General features: G+C 69.0%; 11 protein-coding genes. 5 read left to right on the forward strand and 6 right to left on the reverse strand.

Features of this window, described 5'->3' with window-relative positions:
- Positions 1-71: 71 nt before the first annotated feature.
- Positions 72-1,982, forward strand: a complete 1,911-nt coding sequence (locus PO605_RS17400; protein WP_047472455.1) for a bifunctional metallophosphatase/5'-nucleotidase — start codon at positions 72-74, stop codon at positions 1,980-1,982.
- A gap of 664 nt (positions 1,983-2,646) precedes the next feature.
- Here PO605_RS17400 and PO605_RS17405 read toward each other — a convergent pair.
- The 6 genes from PO605_RS17405 to PO605_RS17430 are packed head-to-tail and all read right to left on the reverse strand — an operon-like array spanning position 2,647 to position 9,183.
- Positions 2,647-4,374 (reverse strand): acetyl/propionyl/methylcrotonyl-CoA carboxylase subunit alpha, encoded by a 1,728-nt coding sequence (locus tag PO605_RS17405; protein ID WP_047472786.1) that lies wholly within the window; start codon positions 4,372-4,374, stop codon positions 2,647-2,649.
- 10 nt (positions 4,375-4,384) lie between these two features.
- Positions 4,385-5,992: an urea amidolyase family protein gene (locus tag PO605_RS17410; protein WP_047472787.1), complete on the reverse strand. Its 1,608-nt coding sequence runs from the start codon at positions 5,990-5,992 to the stop codon at positions 4,385-4,387.
- 9 nt (positions 5,993-6,001) lie between these two features.
- Entirely contained in the window at positions 6,002-6,760 is a 759-nt protein-coding gene (locus tag PO605_RS17415; RefSeq protein ID WP_016454390.1) for a LamB/YcsF family protein, read from the reverse strand.
- A gap of 33 nt (positions 6,761-6,793) precedes the next feature.
- Entirely contained in the window at positions 6,794-7,462 is a 669-nt protein-coding gene (gene pcp / locus PO605_RS17420) for a pyroglutamyl-peptidase I (protein WP_016454391.1), read from the reverse strand.
- 16 nt (positions 7,463-7,478) lie between these two features.
- The gene (locus tag PO605_RS17425) at positions 7,479-8,432 is read right to left on the reverse strand and encodes a DUF979 domain-containing protein (protein WP_016454392.1); all 954 of its coding nucleotides are present in this window, start codon (positions 8,430-8,432) and stop codon (positions 7,479-7,481) included.
- A gap of 1 nt (position 8,433) precedes the next feature.
- Positions 8,434-9,183, reverse strand: coding sequence for a DUF969 domain-containing protein (locus PO605_RS17430; protein WP_016448769.1), 750 nt, complete (start codon positions 9,181-9,183; stop codon positions 8,434-8,436).
- A 403-nt stretch (positions 9,184-9,586) separates the two neighbouring features.
- On the opposite strand from PO605_RS17430, the gene PO605_RS17435 reads away from it, so the two are divergent.
- From PO605_RS17435 to PO605_RS17450, 4 genes are all read left to right on the forward strand, one after another.
- The gene (locus tag PO605_RS17435) at positions 9,587-10,753 is read left to right on the forward strand and encodes an ABC transporter substrate-binding protein (protein WP_047472788.1); all 1,167 of its coding nucleotides are present in this window, start codon (positions 9,587-9,589) and stop codon (positions 10,751-10,753) included.
- A gap of 82 nt (positions 10,754-10,835) precedes the next feature.
- Complete coding sequence (locus tag PO605_RS17440; RefSeq protein WP_047472789.1) at positions 10,836-11,861, forward strand: tripartite tricarboxylate transporter substrate binding protein; 1,026 nt, start codon at positions 10,836-10,838, stop codon at positions 11,859-11,861.
- Complete coding sequence (locus tag PO605_RS17445) at positions 11,862-12,917, forward strand: threonine aldolase family protein (protein WP_047472790.1); 1,056 nt, start codon at positions 11,862-11,864, stop codon at positions 12,915-12,917. It abuts the gene before it with no gap.
- Positions 12,918-12,988: 71 nt separating this feature from the next.
- Positions 12,989-13,663, forward strand: a complete 675-nt coding sequence (locus PO605_RS17450; protein WP_012207532.1) for a GntR family transcriptional regulator — start codon at positions 12,989-12,991, stop codon at positions 13,661-13,663.
- Positions 13,664-13,686 lie beyond the last annotated feature (23 nt).

Genomic DNA, 13,686 nt, shown 5'->3' on the forward strand with positions numbered 1-13,686 from the left:
TTTCATCGCCATGTCATCTGCCTTGCCCAGCATCGGCGGCCGTGACAAACCGATACAGAGAGAACCCGTTCATGTCCTTGACCTCCCATCGCCCAGCCCTGCGCCCGCTGGCCGTGGCCCTGGCTGCCTCCGCCCTGATCGCCGGTTGCGGCGGCTCCGGCAACGACACGCCCGCAGGCCAGCCGCTGGAGCTGCGCATTCTGCACATCAACGATCACCACTCCACGCTGGAGTCCAAGAGCAAGACCCTGCAGCTGGACGCCGGCACGGGCAAGGCCGAAGCCGTGGCCGTGGACGCCGCAGGCTTTGCGCGCGTGACCCAGGCCATCGAGGAGCTGTCCGCGCAGTCGCCCAACGTGCTCAAGCTGCACGCCGGCGACGCGCTCACCGGCACGCTGTACTTCAACCGCGCAGGCGCCGACGGCGAGGCCGATGCCGCCCTCATGAACACCGTCTGCTTTGACGCCTTCACGCTGGGCAACCACGAGTTCGACAAGGGCGACAGCGGCCTCAAGTCCTTCCTGGACCGCCTGCGCACAGGCAGCTGCAAGACGCCCGTGCTCAGCGCCAACGTGCGCTTTGGCGCCAACTCGGCCCTGAACGCGGCCAAGGCGCCCGGCTATGTGACCCCCTCCACCGTGGTGGAGCGCGGCGGCCAGAAGATCGGCATCGTCGGCCTGACCATTGCGGGCAAGACCAAGGCATCGTCCAGCCCCGATGCCGACACCACCTTCGAGGACGAGGCCACGGCGGCCCAGCGCGAAATCGACGCGCTGCGCGCCAAGGGCATCAACAAGATCATCGTCATGAGCCATGTGGGCTATGAGTACGACCGCCAGATCGTGCCCAAGCTCAGCGGCGTGGACGTGGTCGTGGGCGGCGACTCGCACACCCTGCTCGGCCCCGACGTGCTCAACACCACCGGCGTGGGCACACCGGGCGGCGCCTACCCCACACGCCTGACCGACAGGGACGGCAGCCCCGTCTGCGTGGTCCAGGCCTGGGAGTACGCCCAGGTCGTCGGCGACCTCAAGGTCCAGTTCGACGCCGACGGCCGCGTCACCCAGTGCACGGGCACGCCCCATGTGCTGATCGGCGACAGCTTCACCATCGCCGGCAAGGCCGCCACCGATGCGCAAAAGACGGCCCTCAAGGCCAGCGCCGCCGCCACCGGCGTGCTGCGCGTGACCACGCCCTCGGCCAAGGCCACGGCCGCGCTGCAGCCCTTCAAGGACAAGGTTGCCCAGTTCAACCTCAAGCAGGTCGCCACCGTGCCCCGGGAACTGTGCTCGCGCCGCGTGCCCGGCGGCGTCGGCACCATGAACTACAGCCAGTCCAGCGCAGCCTGCAATGCCGAAGGCAGCGTGAGCGTGCGCGGCGGCGACATCCAGCAGCTCGTGGCCCAGGCCTACCTGGAAGAAGCCAACCGCCACTACGGCGGCGCCGACATCACCCTGCAAAGCGGCGGCGGCGTGCGCATCCCGCTGCTGGGCCAGGTCACGGCCGCCCAGGTCATCCAGGTCCTGCCCTTCGGCAACAAGCTGTTCCGCCTCGACATCACCGGCACGGAAGTCAAGGGCATGCTCGAGGACGGCCTGCAGGCCGTGTACGGCCCCAGCGGCACGACCGGCCCCTACCCCTACACGGGCGGCCTGCGCTTTGACGTGAATGCGGCAGCGGCGGCCGGCCAGCGCGTGTCGGGCATCGAGGTGTATGACAACGCGAGCAAGACGTGGAAGCCGCTGGATACGGCGCGCACCTACAAGCTGTTCGTGCTGAGCTTCAATGCCACGGGTGGCGATGGCTACAAGACGCTGGCAGCCGTGCCTGATGCGCGCCGTCTGGACATTGGCGTGCTCGATTCCGATGTGTTCTTCAACTACATCGAGAGGCAGCCGGTGGATGCGGTGTCTGGTCTGCCGCTGCTGTCGCGGCTGCCGATGGATCTGTACAGCACGCGTAGTTTTCAGGGTGGGCGCTGAGTCTTCCTGATGGGTCCAGGGATCTGTTCTGATCCCTGCCGGGGGGTTGTTTTTCGAGGCCGGGTCTCGGCCCGGCGGCCGACCTACCTTCTTTTGCTTCGCCAAAAGAAGGTAGGCCAAGAAAAGGCGACCCGGATGTCCGCGACCCCTCCGCTTCGCTGCGGGGCAACCTGCGTCGTGGCGGTTGCGGGGTTGCAGTCCTGTCCTTCGGCAGGACTGCAACCCCGCAACCACCACGCCGCAGGCGCGGACATACGGGGAGTTGGTAAGGGCCTTCGCTTCGCTCGGCCCCTGGTTTGAAGCCGAGCGGAGCGATGGCGCCGGCTGTTGGCTGTTGGCTGTCCCTCAGCCTCCCCCCTTCTGCCCACGCCTGCGTTGGGCGGGATGCGGGGTGGCAAGCCTGCCGAAGGACAGGCTTGCTTCGTCATCTGACTTGCCGCAGTTGTTTGAGCGAAGCGCGCCAGCGCGCAGCGAGTTCTGCGGCACACCCCGCATCCCGCCCAACGCAGGTCGCCCGCAGCGAAGCGAAGGGTCGTGGGCAGTTTGGGGCGCGCTTCTTTGCCCCGCTTTCTTGTCGCGCGACAAGAAAGCGGGTCGGCCGCCGGGCCGAGACCCGGCCTCTGCCGCCAGAGGCGCAACAGAATCAAAAAACGATTACCCGAAATCAGCCAATCCGAGCAATCACAGCCCCCAGCACCTGCGCCTTCCCCGCCTCAGCCACCAAAGCCACCACCCCACTGCGATGCGCAGTCACCTGCATCTCCATCTTCATGGCCTCCATGACGGCAATCACATCGCCCTCCTGAACGGTGTCGCCATCGGCCACCTTCCACGCATGCAGATTGCCTGCAATGGGTGAGGTGACGGCAGCGGGGTCCACTGCAGATTCGGCAGCCGGCGCGGCAGACACACCGCCGCCAGCCGATGCCAGCCCCTGCAGCAGCACCGCAGGCAGGCCCAGCGACACCCGTCGCCCGTCGATCTCGACCGCGCAGCGCACCAGGCTGGCGTCGGGCAGCGGCTCGGCGCGCACGGCGGCGGCCAGGGGATCGGCGAAGTCGGATTCGATCCAGCGCGTGTGGACCTTGAAGCCGTCGTTGCCCACGAAGTCGGCATGGCCGATGACGGCGCGGTGGAAGGGCAGGACGGAGGACAGGCCTTCGATGCGGAACTCGGCCAGCGCGCGGCGTGCGCGGGCCAGGGCCTGTTCGCGCGTGGCGCCGCTGACGATGAGCTTGGCCATCAGCGAGTCGAAGCTGCCGGGCACGACCGAGCCGGTCTGCACGCCCGTGTCCAGGCGCACGCCGGGGCCCGAGGGCGGGTCGAACCGCACCACGGGGCCGGGCGTGGGCAGGAAGCCCCGGCCCACGTCTTCGGCGTTGATGCGGAATTCGATGGAGTGGCCCAGCGGCGCCGGGGTTTCGGTGATGGACAGCGGCAGGCCGTCGGCCACGCGCAGTTGCTCGATCACCAGGTCCACGCCCGTGGTCTGCTCGGTCACGGGGTGCTCGACCTGCAGGCGCGTGTTGACTTCGAGAAAGGAGATGGCGCCGCTCTGGCTCAGCAGGAATTCCACCGTGCCCGCGCTGACGTAGCCGGCCGCCGCGCAGATGTCGCGTGCGGAGCTGTGGATACGGGCGCGCTGATCGTCGCTGAGGAAGGGCGCCGGGGCCTCTTCCACCAGCTTCTGGTTGCGCCGCTGCAGCGAGCAGTCGCGCGTGCCCAGCACGACCACGTTGCCGTGGGTGTCGGCCAGCACCTGGGCCTCGATGTGGCGGGGGCGGTCCAGGAACTGCTCGACAAAGCATTCGCCGCGGCCGAAGGCGGTGACGGCCTCGCGCACGGCCGAGTGAAAGAGTTCCTCCACCTCGTCCATGCGCCACGCGATCTTCATGCCGCGCCCGCCGCCGCCGAAGGCGGCCTTGATGATGATGGGCAGGCCGTGCTGCTGGGCAAAGGCCAGCACTTCGCCGGCATCCTTGACGGGGTCGGGCGTGCCGGCCACCAGGGGAGCGCCGACCTGCAGGGCGATCTTGCGCGCCTCGACCTTGTCGCCGAGCTTGGCGATGGTCTCGGGCGTGGGGCCGATCCAGCGCAGGCCCGCATCCAGCACGGCGCGCGCAAAGGCTTCGCTTTCGGACAGGAAGCCGTAGCCGGGGTGCACGGCGTCGGCGCCGCTCTTGTGCGCGATGGCGATGAGCTTGGCGATGTTCAGGTAGGTGTCGGCCGGGCGCTCGCCATCAAGACCATAGGCCTCGTCGGCCATGCGCACGTGCAGGGCGTCGATGTCGGCATCGGCGTAGACGGCCACGGACTTCACGCCGTAGTCGGCGCAGGCGCGGGCGATGCGGACGGCGATCTCGCCACGGTTGGCAATCAGGACTTTTTTCATCGCAATACCTTCAATTGTTCTGCAGACGCTGGGCGCCTTGCGCGCCGGGGGAATATTCCTCGAAGGCGCGGATGGGGTTGAAGCGGATCCAGGCGCCCACGGGAATCTGGCCGGCCAGATCGAGGTGGTGCGGCGCCACGCAGCCGATGACAGGGTAGCCGCCCGTCAGCGGATGGTCGGCCAGGAACAGCACGGGCTGGCCGCTGGGAGGCACCTGGATGGCGCCCAGCGGCGTGCCTTCGCTGGGCAGCTCGCCGGCCACGGCGCGCTCCAGGGGCTGCTCGCCCGCCACGCGCAGGCCCACGCGGTTCGATTGCGGCGTGACCTGCCAGCGCTGCGCGGCCAGCAGGGCCACGGCCTCGGGCGTGAACCAGTCGGTGCGCGGGCCCAGTTCCACGTCCAGCACCACGTCCTGCCCGGCGATGGGCAGGGACTCGGGCGGCAGCTCGGGTGCGGACACGGCCGTGCGGTCCGCAGCCTGCACGGGCAGGATCTGGCCCACGGCCAGGGCGGCTGGGCCGACATTCGCCAGGGTGTCGGTGCAGGCGCTGCCCAGCACGGGCGTGACGGCAAAGCCGCCGCGCACGGCCACATAGCAGCGCGCTCCGGCCACGGGCTGGGCAATGGTCAGCAGGTCGCCATCGGCCAGGGCCACGGCCTGGTAGCGCGGCACGCTCCAGCGCTGGCCGGACCCGGTGGTCACGGTCAGGGGCGCATCGGCGCCCGTGATGGCGACCACGGTCTCGCCCTGGCTTTGCAGCGACAGGCCACCGCCCACGGTCTCCAGCACGGCCAGGTCGCTGGCATTGCCGACCAGGCGGTTGGCGGCCTTGAAGGCGGCCTGGTCCATGGCGCCCGAGGCCGAGACACCCTGCCCGGCCTGGCCCAGCCGGCCCCGGTCCTGGAACAGCGTCATCAGCCCGGTGGCCTTGACGCGCAGCGCGTTGCCCTCGGTCGCTTCGGCCTGCACGACAGCGGGCGCAGGTTCGGCATCCGCCTGCTCCATGCCTGCGGCATCGACAAAGCGCACGCGGTAGCCGGGCTGCAGCAGCGCAGGCAGCTCGCGCGCAAGGTCCCACATGCGCGCCGAGGTGCGGCCTATCAGTTGCCAGCCGCCCGGGCTGGCCTGGGGATAGACGGCGCTGAACGTGCCGCCCAGCGCCACCGAGCCGGCCGGCACGCGCGTGCGCGGCGTGGTGCGGCGCGGCACGTTGAAGATCGGATCGCCCCCGCTGAGGTAGGCAAAGCCGGGCGCAAAGCCCGTGAAGGCCACGGCGTATTCACTGCCCGTGTGGCGGCGCACGACTTCCTCGGGCGTGATGCCCAGCAGCTGCGCCACATCGGCCAGGTCCTCGCCGTCGTAGTGCACGGGGATTTCGACCAGCACATCGCTGCGCTCGGCGCGCTGGCTCAGGTCACGCGCGGCGATGCGGTTCACCAGCTCGGCCACGCCCACCTGGGCGGGGGTGAACTGCACAAGCACGGTGCGCGCGGCCGGCACCAGCTCCTGCACGCCGGCGATGGGCTCGCGCTGCAGCGAGCCCAGCAGGGCCAGGGTTTCATCCAGGTCGGCCAGCTCCACCAGCAGGGCCTGGCGGTTGACAGGTAGAAAGCGCATGGCCACTCCTCAACCTGCGAAGGAGGAAATGCGCACGCCCTCCTGCTCGAAACGCTCGCGCAGATGGCGTGCAATGGCCACGGCTCCCGGGCTGTCGCCATGCACGCAGATGGAGTCGGCGGCAATGCGCACGGGGCTGCCGTCCACGGCCTCGACCACCCCTTCGCGCACCAGCATGAGCATGCGCGCGGCGATCTGGTCCACGTCGTGCAGCACGGCGCCCGGATCGCGGCGCGAGACCAGGGTGCCCTCGGGCGTGTAGCCCCGGTCGGCAAAGGCCTCGGCCACCACGGTCAGGCCTGCGTCGCGCGCCCAGTCGATCAGGGGCGAGCCGGCCAGCGCCACCAGCACCAGGCTGGGGTCGATGGCGCGCATGGCCGTGATCACGTCGGTGGCCTGGCGCCTGTCGTGGGCGATGGTGTTGTAGAGCGCACCGTGCGGCTTGACGTAGCGCACCTCGGTGCCGGCCACGCGGGCCAGGCCCTGCAGCGCGCCGATCTGGTAGATGACGCCGGCCACCAGGTCGGCGCTGGCCACGTCCATGTTGCGCCGGCCGAAGCCGACCAGGTCGGGATAGGACACATGGGCGCCGACGATGGCGCCGCGCGCGCGGGCGGCCTTGAGCGTCTCCAGGATGCCTGCCGGGTCGCCGGCATGGAATCCGCAGGCCACGTTGGCGCTGCTGACGATATCGAGCATGGCGGCATCGTCGCCCATGCGCCATCCGCCCAGGCTCTCGCCAAGATCACTGTTCAGGTCAATTTTCATCGTTCTCTCCTCACCGGACTCGGTGCACGGGGTTCAGTGCAGCTGGCCGGCGTTTTCCTTCAGATCCTGGGACACGGTCAGGGCCGTGCGGATGGTCTCGCGCACGGCAGCCACCTGGTCGGCCAGCGACATGCTGGGCATGCCCGGCTTGCGCGCTGCCTGCTCGGGCAGGGCCGGCACATGGATGAAGCCGCCCCGCGCACCCGGCGCAGCCTTGCCCTGGGCCAGCCAGTGCATGAGCGCGAAAAACACGTGGTTGCAGACAAAGGTGCCCGCCGTGTTGGACACGGAAGACGGAATACCCCGCGCACGCAGGTTGTGCACCACGGCCTTGATGGGCAGCGTGGAAAAGTACGCGGCGGGCGCGCCCGGGATCACCACCTGGTCCACGGGCTGGCGCGCCGCATGGTCGGGAATGCGGGCGTCGTCGATATTGATGGCCACGCGCTCGGGCGTGAACTCGCTGCGGCCGCCGGCCAGGCCCAGGCTGATGACCAGCACCGGCTGCAGCTGCGCAAGCGCCTCCTGCAGCTGGCGCAGCGATTCGCCGAACACGCAGCGCAGCTGCAGGCCGTGGACGGTGGCGCCCTCCACGATCTCGCCATGCAGGGCACGCGCCACTTCCCACGAGGGATTGACAGGGTCCTGCTCGAACGGCTCGAAGCCGGTCACCAGGATGCGCGGGGAAGTGGAATCGGTCATGGCAACAGTCCGTCCTTTAACGGAACATCAGGAAATACATGAGGAAGACGTTGGCCGTCAGCAGGGCCAGGGCCGTGGGCACCTGGGCGCGGATCACGGCATTCTTGTCGATCTCCAGCAGCGCGGCGGGCACCAGGTTGAAGTTGGCCGCCATGGGCGTCAGCAGGGTGCCGCAGTAGCCCGAGAGCATGCCGATGGCCGCCATCACGGCCGGGTCGCCATGGTAGACGCCTACCAGAATGGGCACGCCCACGCCGCCCGTCATCACCGGGAAGGCCGCGAAGCCATTGCCCATCACCACCGTGAACAGCGCCATGCCCAGCACGTAGACGGCCACGGCCACGAAGCGGATGTCCATGTTGATATAGGTGGTGGTCACATAGGCCACGGCCTTGCCCACGCCGGCGTCCGAGAACACCAGGCCCAGCATGCCCAGCATCTGGGGCAGGACCAGGGCCCAGCCCAGCGCATCGGTCAGGCGGCGCGATTCGCGCATGCCCTGGGCCGGCGTCTCGCGGGTCAGCCAGCAGGCCAGGCCCAGCGCCAGCACGCAGCCCACGCCCAGGCTCACCAGCGTGGTGGCCTTGGGGTCCAGCAGGGGCGTTCCGCCGAAGACCAGGTGCGAGGCGCTCAACGTGCCGACCATGGTGATCAGCGGAATCGCCAGGGCCGGCACGAACAGCTTGTTGCCCAGGCGCTTGGCGCTGGCCAGGTATTCGGCATCGCTGCGCGGCGCGTGGCGGCCGCTGCCCACGCCGCCGAAGCCGGCGATCAGCGCCATGGCCACGGCGATCACGCCCACCACCATGGGGGGCAGCTCATGACCCACCAGGAAGACGGCCGCATACAGCGCCCAGAACAGGCCGCTGGACCAGCGCTTGGGATTGCTGGCATCGCGCAGCGTCATCACGGCCGTGACGGCCAGGACGAAGCCGACCAGGTAGTACAGGTGTTGGATGGTCAGCGTCATTTCAGGCTCCCTTGGCTTGGGTGGCGTTGGCATTGGCCGCGTCGGCTGCGACGCCCGCCTTGTACTGGGCCAGTTCGCGCTCGAGCATGCGGTCCAGGCGACCCAGGCGCCAGGCGTGGATCACGAAGGCGCAGATGGCCGTGGGAATGCCCCACAGCGCGACGTGGATGGGCTCGACCTCGATGCCGGCTTCCTTCAGGAAGGTGGTCATCAGCACGATGGCGCCGAAGGCCACGAAGATGTCCTCGCCGAAGAACAGGCCCACGTTGTCCGTGGCGGCCGAGTAGGCGCGCAGCTTGTCACGCACCTTGGCGGGCAGGATGCCGAAGCGCGACTGGGTCGCGCCTTCGGCCATGGGCGCCAGCAGCGGACGCACCATCTGCGGATGCCCGCCCAGGCTGGTCAGGCCCACGGCGGCCGTCAGCTGGCGCGCCGCCAGGTAGACGATGAGCAGGCGGCCAGCGGTGGCCGACTTGATGGAGCTGATCCAGTTCTGCGCATGCTGGCGCAGGCCATGGCGCTCCAGCAGGCCGATCACGGCCAGCGGCAGCAGGATGATCAGCGGCAGGTTGCGCGTCTTGATGAAGCCCGTGCCAATGGTGGCCAGCACCTTGTCGACGGGGAAGCCCGCCGCCAGTGCCGTGCCGATGGCCGTGACGATCACGACCAGCATGGGATTGAAGCGCAGCACGAAGCCCGCAACGATGATGGCCACTCCGATAAGCGGCCAGAGATTGACGTCAGTCAGCATGTTGATTCCCCCTTCACACCCCGCGGTGCGGTGCGGCCGTCAAGCCACCCCGCAGTCCCAACCCGGTGGCGTGGAGTGCGCTGCCAACCTGGTTTTGTTCAACAAAACAAAGAATTTGTCTTACAGAAACGAATTGTGAATAAGACAATCAGCGCATGCTGATAGTACAAACCCGCATATCGCTGCCCAAGGATTGAGCATGCACGGGGTTTTCAAATGTCAAAAACTATCGGATATTGAACATCCATAGAAGCCATTAACACAACAATGCCCCTGCCCCGGTATCGCCTGTGACGAGGCCGCCTCCTACAATGGGCCGCCCTCCCGGCCTGCGGCGCACGCGTGGCAGTCGGCGTGAATGGCACCTTCCTGCTCCCATCCCTTTTGTCCGAGCTCTGAATCCATGCAACGCCGTCAACTTGTTTCCCTGCTTCCCCGTGCTGCAGCCATCGCAGCGGTTCCCGCGCTGGCGCCGGCCTTCGTGCGCAATGCCTTCGCCGATGAGGCAGGCCTGTCCGCCAAGACCATCACCATCGGCTGCTCGGCCGCCATGAGCGGCCCGCTGGCCGGGTTCGGCTCCGACATCAAGCTGGGCACGGAAGCGGCCATGGCGCAGATCAACGCACGTGGCGGCATCCAGGGCCGCACGCTGCAGCTGCAGATGGTTGATGACGGCTACGTGCCCCAGCGCTCGGCCGACAACGTGCGGCAGATGCTCTCCAAGGGCACGGCCTTTGCCCTGCTGTCCTGCGTGGGCACGCCCAACAACGCTGCCGTCATCCCGCTGATTGAGGAAGCCGGCGTTCCCTATGTGGCGCCCTTCACGGGCGCCTCGTCGCTGCGCAAGGGATCGCGCAACGTCTTCCATGTGCGCGCCAGCTACACCACCGAGGTCCGCCGCCTGGTCCAGCGCCTTGCGGGCATGGGGCTCAAGGGCATCGGCATCGTCTACCTGGACAACGCCTACGGCCGCGAAATGCTGGAGGACGCCACGCGCGCCCTGGAGGCCGAGAAGATGGCCCCCGCCGTGCAGGCGGCCATCGCCACCGATGGCAAGAATCTGGCCGATGTGTTGAACAATGTGGACGCGGCCCACCCCTCGGCCGTGCTGCTGGCCACGGCTGGCACGGTGTCGGTCGATCTGGTGCGCGGCCTGCGCAAGAGCGCGCCCGGCGTGCTGCTCACCGGACTGAGCGTGACCCTGCCCAACGACAGCCTCAAGCCGCTGGGCGAGGACGCCCGGGGCATTGCCCTGACCATGGTCGTTCCCGCGCCGCACCAGGCCAAGCTGCAGGTGGTGCGCGACTACCAGGCCGCCATGCGCGCCCACGGGCAGCAGGAGTTCTCGCTGGGCACGCTGGAAGCCTATGTGAACACACGCGTGCTGGCCGAGGGCCTGGAACGCGCAGGCCGCGACCCCAGCCAGGCCAGGCTGCGCTCGGCGCTGGCCGGCATCCGCAACTGGGACATGGGCGGCTTCGTCATCGACTACAGCGGCCAGACGCCCCATGTCGGCTCCAGCTTCATCGACCTGGGCGTGCTGGGCAATGCGGGGCGCTTCATCGGTTGATGAAGGCGGGTGGCTTGCGGGCCAGGCCGCTGGCGGATCGGCCCATCGTTTCTTCCTGTCGCTGCACCAAGGAGCCTTCGCCATGCCTGCCGAACGTCACCCACTTCCGCGCCCTGCCTTGCACCCCTCTTTTCATCCCGCTTCGCACCGGGGCCTGCAGCGCCGCCTGCTCATCCTGGCAGCGGCTGCCCTGCCCGGCCTTGCGCTGGCGCAGAAATGGCCTGCGCAGCCCGTGCGCATCGTCGTGCCCTACACGGCCGGAGGCGGCTCGGACAACATCGCCCGCGCGCTGGGCACGGAGCTGTCGCGCGAACTGGGCCAGCCCGTGGTCGTGGACAACAAGCCCGGCGCCTCGGCCATGCTGGGCGCCGAGCTGGTGGCACGCGCCGCGCCCGACGGCTACACGCTGCTCCTGGCCGACATGCCGCACACCATCACGCCCAGTCTCTACAAGACACCGTACGACGCGCTCAAGGACTTCACGCCTGTGGCCCTGATCGGCTCCTCGCCGCTGGTGCTGGCCGTCAACCCCAAGCTCAAGGCGCAAAGCGTGAAGGAATACATCGCGATGGCCAAGGCACGGCCCGGCCAGATCAACTTCGCCTCGGGCGGCACGGGCACGGCCACGCATCTGGCAGGCGAGCTGTTCAAGCAGCAGACGGACACCTTCATCACCCACATTCCCTACAAGGGCTCGGGCCAGGCCGTCGCCGACGTGGTGGCCGGCCATACCGAGAGCATGTTCTCCTCGGCCCCCACCGTGATTCCCCATATCAAAAGCGGCGCGCTGCGCGCCCTGGCCACCACCGGTGCCCAACGCTCGCCGGCCCTCCCCCAGGTGCCCACGCTGGGCGAAAGCGGCGTGCGCGGCCTGACCGTGCTGCACTGGTTCGGCCTGCTGGGGCCTGCCGGTTTGCCCCCCAGCATACAGACCGCGCTGCACGATGCCGTGGCCCGCGCCATGGCCACGCCCGCGCTCCAGGCCAAGCTGCAGTCCCTGGGACTGGAACTGACGCCCCGCACTGCGGCGGAGTTCGGCGCCCAGATGGAGACCGACGCCGCACGCTGGGCCCGCGTTATCAAGGAACGCAACATCAAGGCGGACTGAATGCCCTCCCTGCACCATCACCACGACGCCGTTGACCTGCGCAGCGACACCGTCACGCGCCCCACGCCGCAGATGCTCGAAGCCATGGCCTGCGCCCCGCTGGGCGACGACGGCCTGGACGGCGACCCGACGGTGCGTGCGCTGGAAGAGACGGCCGCCCAGCGCTTTGGCAAGGCCGCAGGCCTGTTCGTGGCCAGCGGCACCATGGGCAACCTCGTGGCCGTGCTCGCCCATGGCCGCATGCCCGGCGAGGTGCTGGCCGAGGCCGGCAGCCATCTGCTGAACGCCGAGCGCGCAGCCGCGGGCCTGACCGGCATGCACTACCGCAGCCTGCCCGGCGACGGCGGCCTGATCGCCCTGCCCGCGCTGGAAGCGGCGCTGGACACCTCGGCATCCGCGCGCTGCCCCAGCGCCCTCGTGGCCGTGGAGAACACTCACAACGCACGGGGCGGCAGCGTGGCGGCGCCCGAGTCGCTGGCGGCCCTGCATACCCTGGCCGCCCGCCATGGCGTGCCCGTGCATACCGATGGTGCGCGCCTGTTCAATGCCGCCGTGACACTGGGCCTGTCCTGCCGCGAGATCGCCGCGCACACGGACTCGGTCACCGTCTGCCTGTCCAAGGGCCTGTCGGCTCCGGTGGGCTCGGTGCTCATGGGCCCGGCCGACTTCATCGCGCGGGCGCGCGGCATACGGCGCATGCTGGGCGGCACCATGCGCCAGGCCGGCGTGATCGCGGCGGCGGGCCTGGTGGCGCTGGAACACATGGTCGATCGCCTGGCCGAGGACCACGCACGCGCCCGCCGCCTGCACCAGGGCCTGCGCGCCATCCACCCGGCATGGTGCGCGGCCGAACTGCCGCAGACCAACATCGTGCAGGTGCGCGTAGGCACCAGCGCGGCCGATGCGCGCCTTTGGGAGGCACGCCTGGCCGAAGCCGGCGTGCTGGTGCGCACGGGCAGCGCGGGCCTGCTGCGCCTGGTCACGCACCGCCACATTGACGACAAGGCCGTTGACAGCACCCTGCAGGCCTTCACGCGGCTGCACCACGACAACTGAGCACCGCGCGAGGCCGGCAGGAGTGCCGGCCCTGGCTACACTGCCCATCGACCCTTGCATCCCCCATCACCATGACCCGCAGCACCGATATCCTCAACCTGACCGACCGCGTGACCGAGCAGCTGCGCAGCAAGCTCATCGATGGTGCCTGGGAGCCCGGGCAAAAGCTGTCGGAGGCCTCGCTCAGCGAAAGCCTGCAGATCTCGCGCAACACGCTGCGCGAGGCCTTCCGGCTGCTGACCAAGGAAGGCCTGCTGGTGCACGAGCCCAACAAGGGCGTGTCGGTGGCGGCGCCCAGCATCGCCTCCATCATCGACATCTACCGCGTGCGCCGCATGGTGGAGTGCCAGGCCCTGGCCCAGGCCTATCCCATGCACCCGGCTCGCAGCCTGATGCGCGAAGCCGTGGAAGCGGCCCAGCGCCACCGCGAGGCCCAGGACTGGTCCGGCGTGGGCACGGCCAACATGAGTTTCCACAAGGCCGTGGTGCAGCTGGCCGACAGCGAGCGCCTGGACACCATGTTCGAGCACCTGCTGGCCGAGCTGCGGCTGGCCTTCGGCCTGCTGCGCGACCCGCACTTCCTGCATGCCCCCTATGTGGACATGAATGCGCGCATCCTGCAGCAATTCGAGGACGGCAAGCCGGCCGAGGCCGCTGCCGCGCTCAATGACTACCTGGTGCATTCGGAGCGGCTGATCCTGGCCGCCTATGCCCGACGCCTGGCTGAGAAGGGCATCAAGGTGTGAGACAAAGGCACCCCCTGAGTCGC

It is taken from the genome of Delftia sp. DT-2, from assembly GCF_028401915.1.
In the GTDB taxonomy this organism is placed as follows: Bacteria; Pseudomonadota; Gammaproteobacteria; order Burkholderiales; family Burkholderiaceae_C; genus Comamonas; species Comamonas tsuruhatensis.